Consider the following 19,816-nt stretch of genomic DNA (forward strand, 5'->3'; position numbering starts at 1 on the left):
CGTGTTCGAACAACGGTCAATCGGAGTCCCTGTGCCTGTGCTGGACATCATCCTGTGGCCCTTCAAGACCACCGCGTTCACGTTCGCGGGCGCCACCACGAGCTGGGGCGAGGTGGCGGGTTTCGTCACCGGTGCGCTCTGCGTGTGGCTGGTGGCCCGGCAGAACGCGTGGAACTGGCCGATCGGCATCCTCAACAACCTCGCCTTCCTCGTCCTGTTCGCGACCAGCGGCCTGTACGCCGACTCGGGCCTCCAGGTCGTCTACGTGGTGCTCGCGCTGTACGGCTGGTGGGCGTGGCTGCGGGGCGGCGTCGAGCACACCCCGCTGCCGGTCGGTCGCACCACGCGCGAGCAGTGGTGGTGGCTGCTCGGGACCGGCGTGGCCGGCACCCTGCTGCTGGTGTGGGTGCTCACCACGTTCAGCAACTCGACCGTGCCGTGGGCGGATGCCGTGACCACCGTGCTCTCGCTGCTGGCCACGTGGGGCCAGACCCGCAAGAAGGTCGAGTGCTGGTGGCTGTGGATCGCCGCGGACGTGATCTACGTTCCGTTGTACGCCTACAAGGACCTGTGGCTGACCGCGATCCTCTACGTCGGGTTCATGGCGTTGTGCGTGCTCGGCCTGCGCAACTGGACCAAGGCGTTGCGCGAGGACGAGCGCGAACGGGCGGTCGCCGCGTGACCGGCCCGGAGTTCGACCACGCGTTGGTGCTCGGCAAGTTCTACCCCCCGCACGTCGGCCACCACCACCTCATCCGCACGGCCGCCGCGCGCAGCAGGCGCACCACCGTGACGGTGCTGGCGTCGAGCGCGGAGTCCATCCCGGTCGCCGACCGGGTGGCGTGGCTGCGCGCCGAGCACGCGGGCACGCCCGGCCTCGTCGTGCTCGGCGACGTGGACGACCACGAGATGGACTTCCACAGCGACCGCGTGTGGGAGCTGCACATGGGCGTGGCGCGGGCGGTCCTCGCGCGACGGGCCATCCTGGACGGCGACCCGGCGTCGGCGGTCGTCGACGCGGTGTTCTCCAGCGAGCACTACGGCGAGGAGATGGCCAAGCGGCTCGGCGCGCGGCACGTGCTGGTGGACCTGGAGCGCACCGCGTTCCCCGTGTCCGGGACGGCGGTGCGGACCGATCCGCGGGGCCAGTGGGAGCGGCTGGCGCGGGCGACCCGGGTCGGGTTGTGCGCGCGGGTGGTCGTCGTAGGGGCGGAGAGCACCGGCACCACGACGTTGTCGCGCGACCTGGCGGAGGCGTTGGGCGCGCCGTGGGTGGCCGAGTACGGGCGCGAGCACACCGAGCTGAAGCTGGCCGCCGCGCGGGCGTTCGACCCCGGCGCGGGCGTCGAGGATCTGGTGTGGACGGTCGGCGACTTCCAGGACGTGGCGCGCAGGCAGCAGGAGTCGGCCGACGCGGCGGTGGACGGGCCGGTGCTGGTGTGCGACAACGATCCGTGGGCGGCGACCGTGTGGGGCCACCGGTACCTCGGCGCGCCGCACCCCGACATCGCGCCGGACGCCCACCGCCCCGCGCTGTACCTGCTGACCGATCACGTCGGCGTGCCGTTCGAGCAGGACGGGTGGCGGGACGGTGAGCACCTGCGGGAGTGGATGACGGGGTTGTTCCGGGCCGGGTTGGCACGCCGGGGTGTGCCGTGGCGGCTCGTCACGGGGTCGCCGCGGGAGCGGTTGCGCCAGGCCCTGGCGGCGTGCGAGGAGGCGGTGGCGGCGCACTTCCGGTTCGCCGACCCGTTGGCGCCGTCAGATGGTGACCAAGACCTGGTCCAGTGACTTGCGCACCAGGTCGGGCACCACGCAGTCGTCGGCCGGGTAGCCGATCGGGATGACCGCGAACGCCTTCTCGTTGCGCGGGCGGCCCAGCACCTCGCCGAGGAACTTCATCGGCGAGGGCGTGTGGGTCAGCGCGGCGAGCCCGGACAGGTGCAGCGCGGTCAGCAGCATGCCGACCGCGATGCCCACCGACTCGTCCACGTAGTAGTGCTTGCGGCGGGTGCCGTCGGCGTCGAGGTAGTACCGCTGCTGGAACACGACGACCAGCGCGGGCGCGTCGGTGAGGTGCGGCTTGACGTCGTCCGTGCCCAGCGGGCGCAGCGCGTCCAGCCACTCGTCGCCGAGCCGGCCCGCGTACGAGACGCGTTCCTCGTGCTCGGCCGCCTCACGGATGCGCCGGCGCACCTCCGGGTCCTTGACCAGCACGAACGTCCAGGGCTGCTGGTGCGCGCCGCTGGGCGCGGTGGACGCCACCCCGATGGCGTCCACCACCACCTGCTCGGGGACGGGGTCGCCGGAGAACATGCGCACCGTGCGGCGTTCCCGCATGCGCGCACGCAGTTCCGCGGCCGTGCGCAGGGAGTCGTCGACCGGCATCCTGGCCGGTCGGTACGGGACCGGCTCGAAGGACCGGCCGTGGATGGGTGTCCAGTTCGTGGTCACGCGGCGAGCGTGGCACCGCCGGGGTTCGGCTGAAGGGTTCACCGCGAAATTCGCACCGAACTGTCCGACATGCGAACGAGTGGGGTCGACGGGCAGTATGTGCGCGTGCGCGCAAAGGACCTCATCGCCGCCCATGGTCACGGCCACGGGCACGGCCCCGCCGAGCCCGCCTCCCGACCGGTGCGCAAGCTGCTGGTGGTCCTCCTGCTGCCGTTCGTGCTGGCGACGGTGGTCGGCGCGCTGCTGCTGTACCCGTTCGGGCACGAGCAGCGCACGGGCGCGGAGGCCGGTCTGGCGCAGGTGCCGGTGCGCGGTGACGTGACGCAGGTGGTGCTGGGCGGGTGCGGTCCGGACGCGGCGGAGCCCGGCGCCACGGGGTGCGTGCTGGTGACCGTGAAGATGAGCGACGGCGCGGCGTCGGGCCGGGAGATCCGGGTTCCGGTGCCCGACCAGCCGGGGACGCCGAAGTTCACCGTCGGCGACGCGGTGGTCCTGTCCTACGGCGGGGGCGACCCGAACGACAGCACGTCCTACCAGCTGGCCGACTTCCAGCGGGGCGTGCCGCTGCTGCTGCTGGCGGTGCTGTTCGCGGCGGCGGTGCTGCTGCTGGGCCGGTGGCAGGGGTTGGCGGCGCTGGGCGCGTTGGTGCTCAGCTTCGTGGTGCTGGTGCTGTTCGTGCTGCCCGCGATCCTGGCCGGGGAGAGCCCGCTGACCGTGGCCGTGGTCGGCGCGGGGCTGATCATGTTCGTGGTGCTGTACCTGACGCACGGGGTGTCGGCGCGGACGTCCACGGCCGTGCTGGGGACGTTGGTGAGCCTGGCGCTGATCGGCGTGCTCGGCGCGCTGTTCTCGGCGTTCGGCAAGCTGACCGGGTTGGACCAGGACACGGCGAACCTGGTGTCGCTGCTCGGGCACGGCATCGACACGCGGGGGTTGCTGCTGGCGGGCACGATCATCGGCGCGCTGGGCGTGCTGGACGACGTGACCGTGACGCAGACGAGCGCGGTGTGGGAGCTGCGGCGGGCCAACCCGTCGCTGGGGTTCCGGGAGCTGTACGCGGCGGGGTCGCGGATCGGGCGCGACCACCTGTCGTCGGTGGTGAACACGCTGGTCATGGCGTACGCGGGCGCGGCGCTGCCGTTGCTGCTGGCGTTCGCGCTGTCGGGTCGGACCCTGGGCGAGATCCTGACCGCGCAGGACGTGGCGCAGGAGGTCGTGCGGACGCTGGTGGGCAGCATCGGGCTGGTGGCGGCGGTGCCGATCACGACGGCGCTGGCGGCGTTCGTGGCGGCGAGGGAGACGGTGCCCGACGTGGCCGAGCCGGTGGAGCCGGACGAGCCGACGGGGTCGGTGGGCCGGGCACCCCGCGAGCCGGAGCCGTTGTGGCGTCGGCACGTGCGGGGTGACCTGCGCACCGGGTACGACCCGGCCAAGGGGCCGTGGCGGCGACCGGCCGCACCGGCTACCGGGCGAGCAGAACCAGCAGCAGCGCGATCGCGGCGGGCGCGGACTGCACGACCAGGATCCGACGGCTGACCGTCGCCGCGCCGTACAGGCCCGCGACGATCACGCAGATCAGGAAGAACACGGCGAAGGCGAACCCCGTCGTGCCGCGGGCGATCAGCGCGAAGATCAGCCCGGCGGCGAGGAAGCCGTTGTAGAGGCCCTGGTTCGCGGCGAGGACCTTCGACTCGGCGGCGAACTCGGGCGTGGTGCCGAACGTCGCGCGACCGCGCGGGGTGTTCCAGAGGAACATCTCCAGCACGACGATGTAGAGGTGGATGGCCGCGACGAGCGCGGTGAGGACGTCTGCGGCGAGCTGCACGGCTGTGCAGCGTAACCACGTGCGGCGAGCCGGACCACACGGGCGCTGCCCTCACGGCCGTCCGCTCGGCCGGCGACCGGGCCGGCGGGTCGGCCCTAGTGTCGACGGCGCTCCGCGGAACAGCCCGTTCGACTTCTCCGCCTCAACCCCGAACGGGCGCGGGCATCCACGTGTCATCGCGTTGGAGGGGGAGCCTTGAAGACATTCCGAAGTGTGGTCGCGGTACTGGTGGGCGTGGCGGCCTTGGTCGGCGGCACGATCGCGCCGGCGTCCGCGGCCGGTGAGGGCGTGCGGGTGGTGCGGGTGGCACCCGGTGACGTGACGGCCCAGGCGTGGGAGTGCCCGTCGGGCAACTTCTGCGCGTGGACCGGGCTCGACGGGACCGGCAGCCGGTGCAGCTGGTCGGACTACGACCCGGATTGGCGGTCCGGGTCGATCACCTGCTCGTGGTCGGGCGGGCTGAAGGTGCAGTCGTACCGGAACAACGGGGTCAGCCCCACCCTGACCGGGGTGAACGTCTACCAGGCCGCGGACTACGGGAGCTGGTTCGACTGCGCGCCGCAGCAGTCGTACTGGAACGTGACCGCGGGCGGCGTCTTCCTGCGGTCCCACCGCTGGACCGCGGGGACCTGCGTCGCCTGACGCGGTGGGGCCGGGTGACGTTTCGCCCGGCCCTCCCGGCGGGGCCGGCGGTACGGTACGGGGCATGCTGCGGACCGTGCTGGGTCTTGCCACCCGTGTCGCCACCGGGCTGGTGTCGGGGGTGCTCGCGCTACCGCGCATCGCCGGCGCACTGGAGCAGCTCACCCCGCTGGTGCAGGCGTTGCCACAGGTCGTGGAGCTGCGGGGCACGCTGGAGCGGTTGGAGCAGCTCGCCACGTTCCTGGCCAACGAGATGCCCGAGGCGCTGCACCAGCTGGAGGCGGTCCAGCGGCAGTTGGTGGAGCTGGAGCCCAGGATCGCCGCGCTGGCCGGGAACACCGGGCAGCTCGACGAGTCGATCCGCGTGCTGGCCGCCGCGCTCGGCCCGTTGCAGGGCACGACCGAGCGGCTGGGCCGGCTGGTCGACCGGCTCCCGGACCGCAAGCGCCGCACGCAGGCGCTCCCCGGGTCGACCGCCGGGGACCGCTGAGCGGGGCCGGTTCGTCGGGGATAATCGGCGGGTGGGACGGATCCGAAAAGCCGATGAGACCATCAGCAGGGAGGTCGACTCGGGCATCGCGGAGCTGGTCCCCGATCCCGACGTGCCCCGGGCGTGGATGCTGCGCCTGAACGGCACCCCGCAGTCGCACGTGGACCTGGACGACCCGACGCACCTGGAGTTCGAGTACCTGCGGCGGTTGGGGCACGTGGCGGACCTCGTCGCACCGGGCAGCGAGCCGATCCGGGCGTTGCACCTGGGCGGTGGCGCGCTCACGCTGCCGAGGTACATCGCGGCGACGCGGCCGAGGTCCAGCCAGCAGGTGGTGGAGATCGACGCGGCGTTGATCGGCCTGGTGCGCGGCGTGCTGCCGCTGGACCGGAACTGGCGGTTGCGCATCCGCAACGGCGACGCGCGGGCGGTGCTGGAGAAAGCGCCGGAGGGTGCTTTCGACCTGGTGGTGACGGATGTCTTCGCCGGCGCGCGGACGCCGGCGCATTTGACGTCGGTCGAATTCGTGGCGCTGGCGTCGCGGGTGTTGCGCGCCGGAGGGGTCTACGCGGCGAACATCGGCGACGGGGGCAAGCTGGCCTTCGCCAAGGCGCAGGCGGCGACCGTGCGGGCGGTGTTCCCCCACGTGTGCGTGCTGGCCGAGCCGGCGGTCTTCCGGGGGCGCAGGTTCGGGAACTTCGTGCTGGTCGGGTCGCACGTGGAGCTGCCGGTGGCCGCCCTGACCAGGCTCACCGCCGGCGACCCGTTCCCCGGTCGGGTGGAGCACGACGACTCCCTGATCCGGTTCATCGGCGGGGTGCCGGCGATGACGGACGCGACGGCCACCCAGTCCCCTCCGCCACCGAAGGGCACGTGGGGTCTGCCGGACGAGTGAAGTCCCCGCCGGCCGGCAGGTGGGTCGGACCCGGCGGTCAGGACTGGTCGAGGGTGGCGACGAAGCGGGAGATGGCTTCGGGGTTCAGCTTCTGGGCGAGGCGGCCCGTGGGGGCCAGGGAGCCCAGCTTGTAGAGGGGGCGGTCGGCGGCGGCGAGACCCCGGGCTTCGGCGCGGAGCTGGGCGACCAGGAGCTCGGAGAAGACCAGGCCCGGGGCGTCGCCCCGGCCGGCCAGGACGTCGGCCAGCTTGCGGAGCGGGAGGACGCCTTGTTCGCGGCCTCCCGTGCCGGCGTAGATGGCCAGGGCGAGGTTGATGGCCTTGCCCGCCCCGCGGACGAAGAGGCCCACGGTGCGGGTGCCCCGGACGTCGGTGACCAGGAGGTCGAGCTGGTCGGCGGTGTGGAGGTCCACCGATCGGGTGCCGAAGGCGCGGACCGAGAGGACGTGGCCTTCCAGCCAGACCCGGCGGCGGGCTTCGGACCAGGCCAGCATGAGGAGCGGGACGGCGAAGATCGCGGCGGTGACCAGGCCGGCGGTGCGACCGGCGAGCAGGCCCAGCAACCCGCCGAAGGCTGCGGCGACGATCAGCGCGCCGATGGCGACCGTGCGCGCGCGTTTGCGCACCGCTTTCGGGTCGAGCAGGTCAAGGGCAATCCGCTCGCTCACCGGCCCAACGCCTCCAGCACCGACGTCACCACGTCCGCCAGCGGCACCTCGCGCTGGTCGCCCGACGAGAGCTCCTTCACCTGCACGACGCCGGCCTCGATGTCGCGCTCGCCCAGGACCAGCGCGAAGCGCGCGCCGGAGCGGTCAGCGCCCTTCATCGCGCCCTTGAGGCCCTTGCCGCCATAAGACAGGTCGAAGCGGACGCCCGCGGCGCGCAGCGGGGCGGACAGCGCGACCAGGCGGGACTTCGCGGCCTCGCCCAGGGGGACGCCGTAGACGTCGCAGCGGGTCTCGTCGCCCGGCGTCACGCCCTCGACCTGGCAGGCGAGGAGGGCGCGGTCGACGCCGAGGCCGAAGCCGACGCCGGACAGCGGCTGGCCGCCGAGCTGTTCCATCAGGCCGTCGTACCGGCCACCGCCGCCGATGCCGGACTGGGCGCCGAGGCCGTCGTGCACGAACTCGAACGTGGTCTTCGTGTAGTAGTCCAGCCCGCGGACCATGCGGGGGTTCTCGACGAAGTTCACGCCCAGCTCGTTGAGGTAGCCCTTGACCTGCTCGTAGTGGGCCAGGGACTCGGCCGACAGGTTGTCCACCATCAACGGCGCGTCGGCGACCAGTTCCCGCACCTCGGGGCGCTTGTCGTCCAGCACGCGCAGCGGGTTCAGCTCCGCGCGCCGGCGGGTCTCGTCGTCCAGGGGCAGCTTCGCCAGGAACGCCTGCAACTTCTCGCGGTACTGCGGGCGGCACGTGGAGTCGCCCAGCGAGGTCAGCTCCAACCGGAAACCGGTCAGCCCCAGAGCGCGGAAACCCGCGTCGGCCACCGCGATGACCTCGGCGTCCAGCGCCGGGTCGTCCACACCGATCGCCTCGACGCCGACCTGGTGGAACTGCCGGTACCGGCCCGCCTGGGGCTGTTCGGCCCGGAAGAACTGGCCGGCGTAGGCGAGCTTCACCGGCAACTGGCCGCGGTCGAGCCCGTGTTCGATGACGGCGCGCATCACCCCGGCCGTGCCCTCGGGGCGCAGCGTGATGGACCGGCCGCCGCGGTCGGTGAAGGTGTACATCTCCTTGCTGACCACGTCGGTCGACTCGCCGACACCGCGGGCGAACAACGAGGTGTCCTCGAAGACGGGCAGCTCGATGTAGCCGTAGCCGGCGCGGCGCGCGGCGGCCACGAGGGTGTCGCGCACCGCCACGAACGACGCCGAGGCGGGCGGGAAGTAGTCGGGCACGCCCTTGGGCGCGGCGAAGGGGGTCGTCACTGTTCTCTACAGTCCTCGGTGAGGTGCGGCGGGAGCGTCGGAGGAGCCCAGCTCCAGCAGGAACGGGTTGCTCGCGCGCTCGCGGCCGATGGTCGTCGTCGGTCCGTGGCCGGGCAGGACCACCGTGTCGTCGGCCAACGTCAGCACCTTGGTGCGCAGCGACGTCAGCATCTCGCGGTGGTTGCCGCCCGGCAGGTCGGTGCGTCCGATGGAGCCGGCGAAGAGGGTGTCGCCGGACAGCACGAGCCGTCCGCCCTCCTCGGTGCCGGCGCGGAACATCACCGACCCGCCGGTATGGCCCGGTGTGTGGTCGACGGTCAACCGGAGGCCGGCCAGGTCAAGCTCGGCGCCGTCGGTCAGCTCGCGCACCTCGCGCGGCTCCCGCATCTCCAGGTTGCCGCCGAAGAAGGCCCGTGACTCGGCGCTGATGCCCTTGAGCGGGTCGGCCAGCATCTCGCGGTCCTCGGGGTGGATCCACGCGGGGATGTCGTTGCCGTCGCAGACGGGCGCGACGGAGAACGTGTGGTCGAAGTGCCCGTGCGTGAGCAGCACGGCCACCGGGGAGAGCCGGTGCTCGCGCAGCGCCTCCGCGATCGGTTCGGCCGCGTCCTGGCCGGGGTCGACCACCACGCACGCCTCCCCCGCACCCGCGGCCAGCACGAAGCAGTTGGCCTGGAGCGCCCCGGTCGGGAACCCGATCACCAGCACGGGACCACCTCTCGACGGCAACGGATCGACAACGGATCCCGGTGGACCCCGTGAAGCAGCCTATCCGGCATACACCAGTCACATACCCGCCCCCTAGACTGCTGACCGATCGTCGCCGTCGACGCAGAGATCAGGGAGGTTGCAGGTGCCGACCAACGTGCAGCGCCGCGAGCAGGCCAAGCGGAAGCTGGAACGCCAGCTCGTCCGCAGGGCGGAGCGCGCGAAGCGGCGCCGGGTGATCGCGGTCGTCGCGACGGCGGTCACCGTCGTCGTGGTCGCGGGCGGTGTGTACTTCCTCGCCACGGCCGACTTCGGCAACTCCGGCGACGACGCCGCCGCGGCCAGCTCGACCTCGGCCGCCCCGATCCAGATCCCGACGGAGGTGAAGGCGCTGCCGACGCGCCCGACCCCCATCGCGGACCCGGCGACCTGCGAGTACCGGCCGTCGAAGGAGCCCGCCTCCAAGGAGGGCACGAAGGCCCCCGAGGGCAGCGCCCCCGCGACCGGCACCGCCACCGCCACCATCAAGGCCAACATCGGCGAGCTGAAGCTCACCCTGGACCGCGCCCTCGCGCCGTGCGCGGTGAACAGCTTCGTCAACCTGGTCAAGCAGGGCTACTACGACGGCAGCACGTGCCACCGCATCGGCACCGAGGGCCTGCAGATGCTCCAGTGCGGCGACCCGACCGGCACGGGCACCGGCGGCCCCGGCTACACCTTCGACAACGAGACCTGGCCGGAACTGACCTACGGTCGCGGCTACCTGGCCATGGCGAACGCGGGCGCCGACCCGGAGACCCAGAAGGGCACCAACGGCAGCCAGTTCTTCATCGTCTACGGCGACGCCCAGCTCTCGCCCGACTACACGGTCTTCGGCAGCCTGGACGAGGCCGGCCTGAAGCTGATCGACGAGGTGGCCCGCGCCGGCCACGACGGCTCCTTCGACCCGTCCCCCGGCGGCGGCAAGCCGAACAAGGAAGTCAAGTTCGAGACGGTCACCGCCGCCTAGGACGACCCGGAACGCGCAGGGGCCCGGCAACTCGGGAGAGGAGTTGCCGGGCCTCTGCGTCTTCCCCGTCGGCTGGTGAGGCCGACCTGCCCCGATGGTCGCACCGACCGATGACGTTTCGCTGACGCGAACCACCTACCGCCTCCGCGCCGCCCGCACGGACCGAACCACGTAGACGATCGCGGCCACCACGAGCAGCACGCCGATGCCCTGGAGCCCGGGCGAATCGTCACGTTCCCCGAGCACGACGGCAACGACGCCCAGAACACTCACAAAGCCGGCCACAAACAGGGTCATACATCGAGTGTCGCTCGATACCTATCGAAAATCAACAGCACCAAAGTCACCCGCACCACCACGCCCTGCCCAGCGAAACCCGACCCACAACGCAACCGGAGATCACCGCGGACGCAGGGGTCATCCTGCTGATCTGCCCGTCCGGCGAGGACTCTTCATCTTTGCTTTTCGATCTTCGCCTTCCAGCCCTTGCCGCTACGACGCCGACGTCACCCGGTACACGTCGTACACACCCTCGACGCTCCGCACGGCCTTCAGCACGTGCCCGAGGTGCTTCGGATCGCCCATCTCGAACGAGAACCGCGACACCGCCACCCGGTCCCGCGACGTCGTCACCGACGCCGACAGGATGTTGACCTTCTCATCGGCCAGCACCTTCGTGACGTCCGACAGCAACCGGTGCCGGTCCAGCGCCTCCACCTGGATCGCCACCAGGAACACCGACGACGACGAAGGCGCCCACTCGACGTCCAGCAGCCGTTCGGGCGTCCTCAGCAGCTCGTCCGCGTTCGTGCAGTCGGTCCGGTGCACGGACACCCCGCCACCGCGCGTCACGAAGCCCAGGATGTCGTCACCGGGCACCGGCGTGCAGCACCGCGCGAGCTTCACCCACACGTCCGCCGCGTCCTTGACGATGACACCGGCGTCACCGGTCACCCGCCGCCGCGCCACCGTGGACGGCGTCGAGCGCTCCGCCAGCTCGTCCTCTGCGTGGTCCACCCCTCCGAGCTGCGCGACCAACCGCTGCACGACGTGCCGGGCGGACGTGTGCCCCTCGCCCACGGCCGCGTACAACGCAGACACGTCGGGGTAGTGCAGCTCCTTCGACAGCGCGCCCATCGAGTCGGCCGAGACCAACCGCTGCAACGGGAGCCCGACGCGGCGGACCTCCTTCGCGATCGCGTCCTTGCCGACCTCGATCGCTTCTTCCTTGCGCTCCTTGGCGAACCACTGCTTGATCTTCGCCTTGGCCCTGGGCGACGCCGCGAACGACAGCCAGTCCCGCGACGGGCCGGCGCCCTCCGCCTTGGAGGTGAAGATCTCGATCACTTCGCCGTTCTCGAGCTTGCGCTCCAGCGCGACCAGCCGACCGTTCACCCGGGCGCCGATGCACCGGTGCCCCACCTCGGTGTGCACGGCGTAGGCGAAGTCCACCGGCGTCGACCCGGTCGGCAACGTCACCACGTCACCCTTCGGCGTGAAGACGAAGATCTCCCGCGCGGCCAGGTCGAAGCGCAGCGACTCCAGGAACTCGCCGGGGTCGGCGGCCTCCCGCTGCCAGTCCAGCAGCTGCCGCATCCAGGCCATCTCGTCGACCTCGACGCCCTTGCCGCTGTGCGTGCCGCGCGTCTCCTTGTACCGCCAGTGCGCCGCGATGCCGTACTCGGCGGTCCGGTGCATGTCGTAGGTGCGGATCTGCACTTCCAGCGGCTTGCCGTCCGGCCCGATGACCGTCGTGTGCAACGACTGGTACACCCCGAACCGGGGCTGCGCGATGTAGTCCTTGAACCGGCCGGGCATCGGCTGCCACAGCGCGTGCACCACACCCATGGCCGCGTAGCAGTCGCGGACCTCGTCCACCTGGATGCGCACGCCCACCAGGTCGTGGATGTCGTCGAAGTCCCGACCGCGCACGATCATCTTCTGGTGGATCGAGTAGTAGTGCTTGGGCCTGCCCTCGACCTTGGCGGTGATCTGGGCCGCGGCCAGCTGCTGGGACAGCTCCGTGATGACGCCGCCGAGGTAGGTGTCGCGGGACGGGGCGCGGTTGGCGACCAGGCGCACGATCTCGTCGTACTTCTTGGGCTGGAGGATCGCGAACGCCAGGTCCTCCAGCTCCCACTTCACCGTCGCCATGCCCAGCCGGTGCGCCAGCGGCGCCAGCACCTCCAGCGTCTCGCGGGCCTTGCGGGCCTGCTTCTCCGGCGGCAGGAACCGCATGGTGCGCATGTTGTGCAGCCGGTCGGCCAGCTTGATGACCAGCACCCGGGGGTCCTTGGCCATGGCGATGACCATCTTGCGGATGGTCTCGGCCTCGGCCGCCGCGCCGAGCTTGACCTTGTCGAGCTTGGTCACGCCGTCGACCAGCAGCGCGACCTCGTTGCCGAAGTCGACCCGCAGCTGGTCCAGCGAGTAGTCCGTGTCCTCGACCGTGTCGTGCAGGAGGGCGGCCACGAGCGTGGTCGTGTCCATGCCCAGCTCGGCCAGGATCGTGGCCACGGCGAGCGGGTGGGTGATGTAGGGGTCGCCGGACTTGCGCCGCTGGGGGCGGTGCTTCTCCTCCGCGACGTCGTAGGCGTGCTGGAGCAGCGCCAGGTCGGCCTTGGGGTGCAGGTCGCGGTGGACGGCGGCCAGCGGTTCGAGCACCTGCTTGACCGGCGCGGCGCGCTGGGCGGTGATCCGACGTGCCAGCCGCGCGCGCACGCGCCTCGTCGCCGACGGCGGCCGTGCGGGCACGGGCTGCGACGTCTGGGCGGGTTCGGTGTCCTGGCTCAACCACGCTCCTCGGGTCTAGGAACCGAGGATAACTCCGTTGCGGCCCCTGCCTCGCCGACGAGCCGATGAGCGGTGCGGTTCACACGGTGAGCAGCACCTGTGATTCAGCTCCACCGGTCGCGCCCGGTCCGCTCCACCAGCGCGAACGGGTCGCTGCTCGCTCTCAACAGCCGTCAACTGGCAACGACGACGCCTCGACCACCCTGCGTAATCGCCCCGCGCCGGCAGTTCACACGCTGAGCAGCGCGTGCACCTCACGGCCCGCCAAACGCTCACGCCCGCCCAGCCCGGGGATCTCCAGCACCACCGACACCCCGGTCACGACACCGCCCGCGCGTTCCACCAGCTCGCACGCCGCCGCCGCGGTCCCACCGGTCGCCAGCACGTCGTCCACCACGACCACGTGCTGACCGGGCGTCACGGCCTCCGCGGGCAGCTCCAGCGTCGCCGTCCCGTACTCCAGGGCGTACGACACCCGGTGGGCCACCGCCGGCAGCTTGCCCGGCTTGCGCAGCGGCACGACGCCGTAGTGCCAGCCGTAGCCCAGCGCCGCGCCCAGCAGGAAGCCCCGCGACTCGATCGCGGCGACCACCTGGGTGTCGGGGTGGATCTTGTCCTGGAGGGCGTCGACCACGGCGCGCAGCGCGTCCGGGTCGGCGAGGACCGGCGTGAGGTCCCGGAACACGACCCCCGGCAGGGGGAAGTCCGGGACCTCACGCAGCAGCCCTAGGGCGCGGTCGAGCTTCAACGGTGCTTCTTGCCCGTCGGGCGGCGCCGCACGTCGCCTGCCTTGCCGGTCCGCGTGGGCACGCCCGCCGCGGCCGCCATGGCCTTCTCCTTGCGCAACTCGGCCTGCAGCGACTCGTCGTCGGTCGACTCCACGACGTCGCCACCGCCCGCGACCTCGCCCGTGACCTCGCCGGCGGCGGCCTTGCGGGCCAGGTTCTCCCGACGCGCCCGCACCCGCGCGGCCTGCGCCTTGTAGCGGGCGTCGCGCATCTTCAGGTCCACCGCGACCGGGGTCGCGATGTAGATCGAGGACAGCGCGCCGATCGCGATACCGGTCAGCTGCACCAGCGCCAGGTCCTTCAGGGTGCCGACACCGAGCAGGCCCACGCCGATCGCCAGCAGGCCCAGCACCGGCAGCAGCGCGATCAACGAGGTGTTGATCGACCGCATCAGGGTCTGGTTGACCGCCAGGTTCGCGGCCTCGCCGTAGGTGCGGCGGGTCAGGCCGAGCAGACCGCGGGTGTTCTCCCGGACCTTGTCGAACACGACCACCGTGTCGTACAGCGAGAAACCGAGGATGGTGAGCAGACCGATGACCGTCGCGGGCGACACCTCGAAGCCGACCAGCGAGTACACGCCCGCCGTGATCACGACGTCGTGCAGCACCGCGACCAGCGCGGCGATCGCCATCGACAGCTCGAAGTACAGCGCCAGGAAGATCATCACGGCGACGAAGAACACCAGCAGCGCGATCAACGCCTGGTTGGTGATCTCACCGCCCCAGGAGGCGGAGACGGCGCTGTCGCTGATGGCGCTCTCGCCGCCGTTCGGCTTCAGATCCTCGTTCAGCGTGGTCTTGAGCTTGGCGACCTCGTCGGCGTTCAGCGTCTCCGACCGGATCTGGATGGTCGCCGCGTCGCCCGTGCCCACGGTCTGCGTGGCGGCGGGCTCCTTGCCGAGGGCCTTCTCGAACGACTCCTTGGCCGCCTCGACGCTGATCGTGCCGGACGAGCTCACCGCGGGCATCTGCACCCGCGTGCCGCCGGTGAAGTCGATGCCCCGGTTGAAGCCCTTGAACACGATCGACAGGACGCAGATCAGCAGGATGACCCCGAAGATCACGTACCAGCGCTTGCGCTTGCCGACGATGTCGAACGCGCCGTTGCCGACGTAGAGGCGATGGAAGACGCCTGCCTTCTTCGTCCCGGCCACGTCAGACCTCCTTCACAGCGGTGCTCTTCGCACCCGACAGCGCGCGGTCGTCGGCACCGGCTTGGGCGGCGCCACCCAGGCCCGAGAGCTTCGGGCTGGACAGGCGCTTCGACTTGGACACCATGGCGACCAGCGGGTGCGTCACCAGGAAGACCACGATCAGGTCCAGCACGGTCGACATGCCGAGGGTGAACGCGAAGCCCTTCACCTGGCCGACCGCCAGCACGTACAGGATGGCCGAGGCGAGGAAGCTGACCATGTCCGCGGACAGGATGGTGCGCCGGGCGCGGACCCAGGCCCGCGGCACTGCGGACCGGAACGACCGGCCCTCGCGCATCTCGTCCTTCAACCGTTCGAAGAACACCACGAACGAGTCCGCGGTGATACCGATCGCCACGATGAAACCGGCGATGCCGGCGAGGTCGAGGGTGAACCCGATCCAGCGGCCGAGCAGCACCAGCACCGCGTAGACGACCACGGCGGACAGGATCAGCGACAGGATCGTCAGCACGCCGAGCAGGCGGTAGTAGAACAGGCAGTACACGAACACCAGCGCGAGGCCGATGCCGCCCGCGATCAGGCCGGCCTGCAACGAGGCCAGGCCGAGCGTCGCGGACACCGTCTCCGCCTCGGAGGCTTCGAACGACAGCGGCAGCGAGCCGTACTTGAGCACGTTGGCGAGGCTGGTCGCCTCGGCCTGGCTGAACTTGCCGCTGATCTGCGTCGAGCCGCCCAGGATGGGCTCGTTGATGTTCGGCGCGGACACGACCTGGCTGTCCAGCACGACGGCGACCTGCTGCGAGACGTTCGCCGAGGTGAACTTGCCCCACTTGTCGCCGCCCTCGCCCTTGAAGGTGAGGTCGACCACGAAGCCCGCGCCCTGCGGGTCGGTGCCGGACACCGCGTTGTCGATGTCCTCACCGCTCAGGCGCGAGTACAGGCTGAAGTCGTCGTCCTTGACGCTGCCGTCGGTCGGCGGGGTGACCGGGGCCAGCACGTACTTCTCGGTGCGGTCCTGGTCGCAGGTCAGCAGCGGCAGCGCCGGGTCGTCGTTGCCGATCAGCGGGTCGACCGTGGGGCAGGTGAACGCGTTGAGCGCCTGGGACACGGTCTGCGCGTCCAGGGTGGTGAGCTGCGGGTCCTGGCGGCAGGTGCGGGACTCCTCGATGGCCCTGGTCGGGTCGTCGGAGTACTGGCCCTGGAACACCGCGCGGCAGTCGACCTGCGGCTTCTCCTCGGCCGGCGGCGCGGACGGCGTCGTCGCCTCGGCGGGCGGGGTGGTGGTCTCCGGCTGACCCTCGAACGCCGGGGCCGGGCGGCCCTGGGCGGTCGTCGGCGCGACCGAGGCGGTCTCCGACGGCTCCTTGCCCGCGCTCGCGTCCGGCGCGGCCGACCCGGTCGTGGTCGGCGCGGCCGAGCCCGACGGGGACGGCGCGCTGCTCTCGGTCGGGGCGGGCTCCGGCGCGTTGGGCACCGGCGAGCCGATGACCTTGCGGAAGTTCAGCTTCGCCGTCTGGCCGAGGCGCTTGGCGCCCTCGCTGTCGGAGCCCGGGACCGTGATCACCAGGTTGGTGCCGTCCCGGATGACCTCCGGACCGGCCACGCCCAGACCGTTGACGCGCGTCTCGATGAGCGTGCGCGCCTGGTTGAGCGACTCCTCGGAGGGCGTTTTCCCATCAGGAGCTCGGGCGGTCAGCGTGACACGGGTGCCACCCTGGAGGTCGATGCCGAGCTTGGGTGTCGCCTTGCCGTTCCCGGTGAAGAACACCAGGGAGTACAGCGCGACCACGATGAGGACAAATGCGCCCAGGTACTTCGCGGGGCGGATTTGCCCGGCCGGAGGTGCCACGGTCCGTCCGTCTCCTGATAGTTGACAAGGTCAGCGAAGCGGGAGCGTACCCCTGATGGTGTGAGCTGCGCGTCACTGCCTGGAGTCGGCACGTTGACAGTTGCCGGCTCCAGGCCCGGGGGTCCGCTGGTTACTTCGGGTTACTTCTTGGTCTCCTGCTGTGCGCGCTCGACGTCCGCGGTCTCGTCCACGACCTCGACGTCCTCGACGTCGTCGACGACCGCGTCGGTCTCGGTGTCCACGACCACCTTCTCGCGGATGGCCTGGCGCAGCCAAGTGGTGACCACGCCGTCGGCGATCTCGAGGTCGATCGTGTTGTCTTCGTCGTTCACGCCGGCCACCGTCGCGTACAGCCCGGAGGTGGTCATGACCCGGTCACCCGGCTCCAGGGAGTTCAGCAGCGCCTGCTGTTCGGCGACGGCCCGCTTCTGCTTGCGGGCGCTGAGGAACAGCGGCACCGCGAGCAGCACGAGCAGCAGCGGGAACATCAAGGAGGACAGGTCCATCATTCTCCGATCAACCGGACGGGCGAGCGCGATCAGCGCCCGGTACGTCCGAATTTCTGGGGTGCCGCTGCCGATTGTGCCAGGTGAGTTATCCCGATCACCCGGTGGCGTCGTCGAACAGGGATCGCATGGCCTCGCCCGGCGCGTTGGCCGGCGGCTGGAGGCCGAGGTGCAGCCAGGCGGTGGCGGTGGCGACCCGGCCGCGCGGCGTGCGGGCGAGCATGCCCGCGCGCACCAGGTAGGGCTCGCAGACCTCCTCGACCGTGGTCGGCTCCTCACCCACCGCGACGGCCAGCGTGGAGACGCCGACCGGGCCGCCGCCGAACGACCGGACCAACGCGCTTAGGACCGCCCGGTCCAGCCGGTCCAGGCCCAGCTCGTCCACGTCGTAGACCTTCAGGGCGTCCCGGGCGACCTCCAGGGTCACCGCGCCGTCCGCGCGCACCTCTGCGTAGTCCCGAACCCGGCGAAGCAGGCGGTTCGCGATGCGGGGCGTGCCGCGGGACCGGCCCGCGATCTCCCGGCCGCCGTCCTCGCGCAGGTCGACGCCGAGGATGCGGGCCGACCGGCGGACGATCAGCTCCAGCTCCTCGGGGCTGTAGAACTCCATGTGCCCGGTGAAGCCGAACCGGTCGCGCAGCGGGCCGGTGAGCGCGCCGGACCGGGTGGTCGCGCCGACCAGCGTGAACGGGGCGATGTCGAGCGGGATGCTGGTCGCGCCGGGGCCCTTGCCGACGACCACGTCGACCCGGAAGTCCTCCATCGCCAGGTACAGCATCTCCTCGGCGGGGCGGGCCATCCGGTGGATCTCGTCGATGAACAGCACGTCGCCCTCGACCAGGTTCGACAGCATCGCGGCGAGGTCGCCCGCGCGTTCGAGGGCGGGGCCGGAGGTGATGCGCAGCGACGCGCCCAGCTCGGCGGCGATGATCATGGCGAGGCTGGTCTTGCCCAGGCCGGGCGGGCCGGACAGCAGCACGTGGTCGGGCGGCGCGCCGCGCTGCATCGCGCCGCGCAGGACCAGTTCGAGCTGCTCGCGGACCTTCGGCTGGCCGACGAACTCGTGCAGGTCCTTCGGCCGCAGCGTGGTCTCGAGGTCCCGCTCGGTCGGGTCGGGCAGCGGGTTGAGGGTGTCCTCTTCGTAGTTCATCGCTTGCGACCCAGGGTGGCCAGGGAGCGGCGGAGGACTTCGGACGTGCCCAGCGCGCCGTCGGCGGCGAGCACGGCGTCCACGGCCTGCTCGGCCTGCTTGGCCGGGAAGCCGAGGCCGAGCAGGGCTTCCGTGACCTGGGCGCGGACCTGGCCGGTGTCGCCGGTGGCGCTCGGGGCGGGCACGAGCCGGCCGACCTTGTCGCGCAGCTCGATGATGAGCCGTTCCGCGCCCTTGCGGCCGATGCCGGGGACCTGGGTGAGGACGGTGATGTTGCCCTCGGCGAGGGCGGCGCGCAGCTTGTCGGGTTCGAGGACGGCCAGCGTCGCCAGCGCCAGGCGTGGGCCGATACCGGAGACGGTCTGGAGCAGGCCGAACAGCTCGCGGGCCTCGGTGTCGGCGAAGCCGAAGAGGGTCAGGGAGTCCTCGCGCACGACCAGCGCCGTGGCCAGTTGGGTCTCCTCGCCCCGGCGCAGCGTGGCCAGCGTGGCGGGCGTGGCCTGCACGGCGTAACCGACGCCGCCGACCTCGACGACGACGTGGTCGAGCCCGATGGACAGCACCTGCCCGCGCAGCGACGAGATCACTGACCCCTACCTCCGGTCTTCCCAGCTCCGGCCGACTTCGACCGGGTGCCCATCTTGGCCGCCGCCGCCGACGCGGCCTCACCCGGCATGGCCTTGGCCCTCGCCGCGGTCTGCTCAGCGGAGCTCCCGGCCTTCCCCGCCGGGCTGCCGGTGGGCTCGGGGCCGGTCTTCGCATCGGCAACCGACCCGGCCGCCGCGTTCACCCTGGTCTGCGCCGCCGTTCGGGCCGCAGTCGGGGTGGTCGCCGCCGTCGCGGCGGTGGTTGCCTTCGCGGCGGCCGATGCTTTCGCGGTGGTCGCCGCCTTCGCGGTCGACGTTGCCCTCGCGCCGGCCTGGGCCAGCTTCGCGCGGTGCGTTCGGGCGATCTCGGCGGCCCTCGCCTGCGCCTCCTCCAGCCGCGACCGCATGGGCGCGCGCCACAGGTGGCAGATGGCCAGCGCCAGCGCGTCGGCGGCGTCCGCGGGCTTCGGGGCGGTCTTCAGCCCGAGCAGCTTGGTGACCATGGCGGTGACCTGGGCCTTGTCCGCACGACCCGAGCCGGTCACCGCGGCCTTGACCTCGCTCGGCGTGTGGAACACCACCGGCAGCCCCCGCCGCGCGGCCGACAGCGCGACGACGCCGCCCGCCTGCGCCGTGCCCATCGCGGTCCGGACGTTGTGCTGGCTGAAGACCCGCTCGATGGCCACGACATGGGGTTCGTAGTGGTCGAGCCACTGCTCGACGGCGTCGGAGAGCTGGAGCAGCCGCACGGCCAGGTCGGCGTCGGCGGGCGTGCGCACGACGTCCACGGCAACCGGTCGCACGGTGCGACCGGCACCACCGTCGACCACCCCGAACCCGCACCGGGTCAAGCCGGGGTCGACTCCGAACACGCGCACGCTGGTCCCCTCGTCCGCCGGCGAACACCAGTTCGAAACCTTAGAGGGTGGCCCCGGCGAACGGCCCGAGTGACACGCGCACGGTGACCAACAGACACCCCCCGATCGACGCAGCGTCACCGGGTCACTACAGTGGCTCGGTCAGCTGATCGACTCCAGT

Annotated in this window: 20 protein-coding genes and 1 pseudogene; 7 read left to right on the forward strand and 14 right to left on the reverse strand. The window is 71.6% G+C overall.

Annotated features, from left to right (window positions below):
• Positions 1-31 precede the first annotated feature (31 nt).
• The gene (gene pnuC / locus ACIQMJ_RS18005; protein WP_499762094.1) at positions 32-682 is read left to right on the forward strand and encodes a nicotinamide riboside transporter PnuC; all 651 of its coding nucleotides are present in this window, start codon (positions 32-34) and stop codon (positions 680-682) included.
• Entirely contained in the window at positions 679-1,791 is a 1,113-nt protein-coding gene (locus tag ACIQMJ_RS18010) for an AAA family ATPase (RefSeq protein WP_499762095.1), read from the forward strand. Before pnuC ends, ACIQMJ_RS18010 begins: the two co-directional genes overlap by 4 nt.
• Here ACIQMJ_RS18010 and ACIQMJ_RS18015 read toward each other — a convergent pair.
• Positions 1,762-2,388, reverse strand: coding sequence for a nitroreductase family protein (locus ACIQMJ_RS18015; RefSeq protein ID WP_499762462.1), 627 nt, complete (start codon positions 2,386-2,388; stop codon positions 1,762-1,764). The two genes, ACIQMJ_RS18010 and ACIQMJ_RS18015, sit on opposite strands and share 30 nt — an antisense overlap.
• A 135-nt stretch (positions 2,389-2,523) precedes the next feature.
• On the opposite strand from ACIQMJ_RS18015, the gene ACIQMJ_RS18020 reads away from it, so the two are divergent.
• Positions 2,524-3,990: a YibE/F family protein gene (locus ACIQMJ_RS18020; protein WP_499762096.1), complete on the forward strand. Its 1,467-nt coding sequence runs from the start codon at positions 2,524-2,526 to the stop codon at positions 3,988-3,990.
• Here the strand turns inward: ACIQMJ_RS18020 and ACIQMJ_RS18025 are convergent.
• A complete protein-coding gene (locus ACIQMJ_RS18025; RefSeq protein WP_499762097.1) occupies positions 3,917-4,279 on the reverse strand; it encodes a DUF1304 domain-containing protein in 363 nt (120 codons plus the stop codon). The two genes, ACIQMJ_RS18020 and ACIQMJ_RS18025, sit on opposite strands and share 74 nt — an antisense overlap.
• A 213-nt stretch (positions 4,280-4,492) precedes the next feature.
• On the opposite strand from ACIQMJ_RS18025, the gene ACIQMJ_RS18030 reads away from it, so the two are divergent.
• From ACIQMJ_RS18030 to ACIQMJ_RS18040, 3 genes are all read left to right on the forward strand, one after another.
• Positions 4,493-4,921 (forward strand): peptidase inhibitor family I36 protein, encoded by a 429-nt coding sequence (locus ACIQMJ_RS18030; RefSeq protein ID WP_499762098.1) that lies wholly within the window; start codon positions 4,493-4,495, stop codon positions 4,919-4,921.
• A 64-nt stretch (positions 4,922-4,985) separates the two neighbouring features.
• Positions 4,986-5,411: a hypothetical protein gene (locus ACIQMJ_RS18035; RefSeq protein WP_499762099.1), complete on the forward strand. Its 426-nt coding sequence runs from the start codon at positions 4,986-4,988 to the stop codon at positions 5,409-5,411.
• Positions 5,412-5,442: 31 nt separating this feature from the next.
• Positions 5,443-6,306 carry a spermidine synthase gene (locus ACIQMJ_RS18040; RefSeq protein WP_499762100.1) on the forward strand — a complete coding sequence of 288 codons (864 nt, stop codon included), beginning with the start codon at positions 5,443-5,445 and terminating at the stop codon, positions 6,304-6,306.
• A gap of 37 nt (positions 6,307-6,343) precedes the next feature.
• Here ACIQMJ_RS18040 and ACIQMJ_RS18045 read toward each other — a convergent pair whose 3' ends face one another.
• The 3 genes from ACIQMJ_RS18045 to ACIQMJ_RS18055 are packed head-to-tail and all read right to left on the reverse strand — an operon-like array spanning position 6,344 to position 8,943.
• Entirely contained in the window at positions 6,344-6,973 is a 630-nt protein-coding gene (locus tag ACIQMJ_RS18045) for a hypothetical protein (protein ID WP_499762101.1), read from the reverse strand.
• Complete coding sequence (hisS, locus tag ACIQMJ_RS18050; protein ID WP_499762102.1) at positions 6,970-8,235, reverse strand: histidine--tRNA ligase; 1,266 nt, start codon at positions 8,233-8,235, stop codon at positions 6,970-6,972. The genes ACIQMJ_RS18045 and hisS overlap by 4 nt, the downstream gene beginning before the upstream one ends.
• Positions 8,236-8,241: 6 nt before the next feature.
• Positions 8,242-8,943, reverse strand: a complete 702-nt coding sequence (locus tag ACIQMJ_RS18055) for an MBL fold metallo-hydrolase (protein WP_499762103.1) — start codon at positions 8,941-8,943, stop codon at positions 8,242-8,244.
• A gap of 145 nt (positions 8,944-9,088) precedes the next feature.
• On the opposite strand from ACIQMJ_RS18055, the gene ACIQMJ_RS18060 reads away from it, so the two are divergent.
• Positions 9,089-9,952, forward strand: coding sequence for a peptidylprolyl isomerase (locus tag ACIQMJ_RS18060; RefSeq protein ID WP_499762104.1), 864 nt, complete (start codon positions 9,089-9,091; stop codon positions 9,950-9,952).
• A gap of 135 nt (positions 9,953-10,087) precedes the next feature.
• On the opposite strand, the gene ACIQMJ_RS18065 is transcribed toward ACIQMJ_RS18060, so the two are convergent.
• The 9 genes and pseudogenes from ACIQMJ_RS18065 to ruvC form a co-directional block, all read right to left on the reverse strand.
• On the reverse strand, positions 10,088-10,249 hold the full coding sequence (locus tag ACIQMJ_RS18065) for a hypothetical protein (RefSeq protein ID WP_499762105.1): 162 nt from the start codon (positions 10,247-10,249) through the stop codon (positions 10,088-10,090).
• 195 nt (positions 10,250-10,444) lie between these two features.
• A complete protein-coding gene (locus ACIQMJ_RS18070; RefSeq protein WP_499762106.1) occupies positions 10,445-12,745 on the reverse strand; it encodes a RelA/SpoT family protein in 2,301 nt (766 codons plus the stop codon).
• Between the two features lie 229 nt (positions 12,746-12,974).
• Positions 12,975-13,493, reverse strand: a complete 519-nt coding sequence (locus ACIQMJ_RS18075; protein WP_499762107.1) for an adenine phosphoribosyltransferase — start codon at positions 13,491-13,493, stop codon at positions 12,975-12,977.
• Positions 13,490-14,686: a protein translocase subunit SecF gene (gene secF / locus ACIQMJ_RS18080; protein ID WP_499762108.1), complete on the reverse strand. Its 1,197-nt coding sequence runs from the start codon at positions 14,684-14,686 to the stop codon at positions 13,490-13,492. The genes ACIQMJ_RS18075 and secF overlap by 4 nt, the downstream gene beginning before the upstream one ends.
• Position 14,687: 1 nt before the next feature.
• Positions 14,688-16,535 carry a protein translocase subunit SecD gene (gene secD / locus ACIQMJ_RS18085; RefSeq protein WP_499762109.1) on the reverse strand — a complete coding sequence of 616 codons (1,848 nt, stop codon included), beginning with the start codon at positions 16,533-16,535 and terminating at the stop codon, positions 14,688-14,690.
• Positions 16,536-16,675: 140 nt separating this feature from the next.
• A complete protein-coding gene (yajC, locus tag ACIQMJ_RS18090) occupies positions 16,676-17,041 on the reverse strand; it encodes a preprotein translocase subunit YajC (protein ID WP_499762110.1) in 366 nt (121 codons plus the stop codon).
• Between the two features lie 97 nt (positions 17,042-17,138).
• Positions 17,139-18,191 (reverse strand): Holliday junction branch migration DNA helicase RuvB, encoded by a 1,053-nt coding sequence (ruvB, locus tag ACIQMJ_RS18095; RefSeq protein WP_499762111.1) that lies wholly within the window; start codon positions 18,189-18,191, stop codon positions 17,139-17,141.
• The gene (gene ruvA / locus ACIQMJ_RS18100; protein WP_499762112.1) at positions 18,188-18,778 is read right to left on the reverse strand and encodes a Holliday junction branch migration protein RuvA; all 591 of its coding nucleotides are present in this window, start codon (positions 18,776-18,778) and stop codon (positions 18,188-18,190) included. Before ruvA ends, ruvB begins: the two co-directional genes overlap by 4 nt.
• A gap of 299 nt (positions 18,779-19,077) precedes the next feature.
• Positions 19,078-19,656, reverse strand: a pseudogene (ruvC, locus tag ACIQMJ_RS18105) (crossover junction endodeoxyribonuclease RuvC); the annotation flags it as partial.
• Positions 19,657-19,816 lie beyond the last annotated feature (160 nt).

Source organism: Actinosynnema sp. NPDC091369, from assembly GCF_044757065.1.
Lineage (GTDB): Bacteria > Actinomycetota > Actinomycetes > Mycobacteriales > Pseudonocardiaceae > Actinosynnema.

Bases quoted from the DNA above. Each gene is read 5' to 3' on its own strand.
- ACIQMJ_RS18015 (WP_499762462.1), bottom strand. From the start codon at position 2,388: ATGCCGGTCGACGACTCCCTGCGCACGGCCGCGGAACTGCGTGCGCGC.
- ACIQMJ_RS18020 (WP_499762096.1), top strand. From the start codon at position 2,524: ATGCGAACGAGTGGGGTCGACGGGCAGTATGTGCGCGTGCGCGCAAAG.
- ACIQMJ_RS18035 (WP_499762099.1), top strand. From the start codon at position 4,986: ATGCTGCGGACCGTGCTGGGTCTTGCCACCCGTGTCGCCACCGGGCTG.
- ACIQMJ_RS18065 (WP_499762105.1), bottom strand. From the start codon at position 10,249: ATGACCCTGTTTGTGGCCGGCTTTGTGAGTGTTCTGGGCGTCGTTGCC.
- yajC (WP_499762110.1), bottom strand. From the start codon at position 17,041: ATGGACCTGTCCTCCTTGATGTTCCCGCTGCTGCTCGTGCTGCTCGCG.
- ruvB (WP_499762111.1), bottom strand. From the start codon at position 18,191: ATGAACTACGAAGAGGACACCCTCAACCCGCTGCCCGACCCGACCGAG.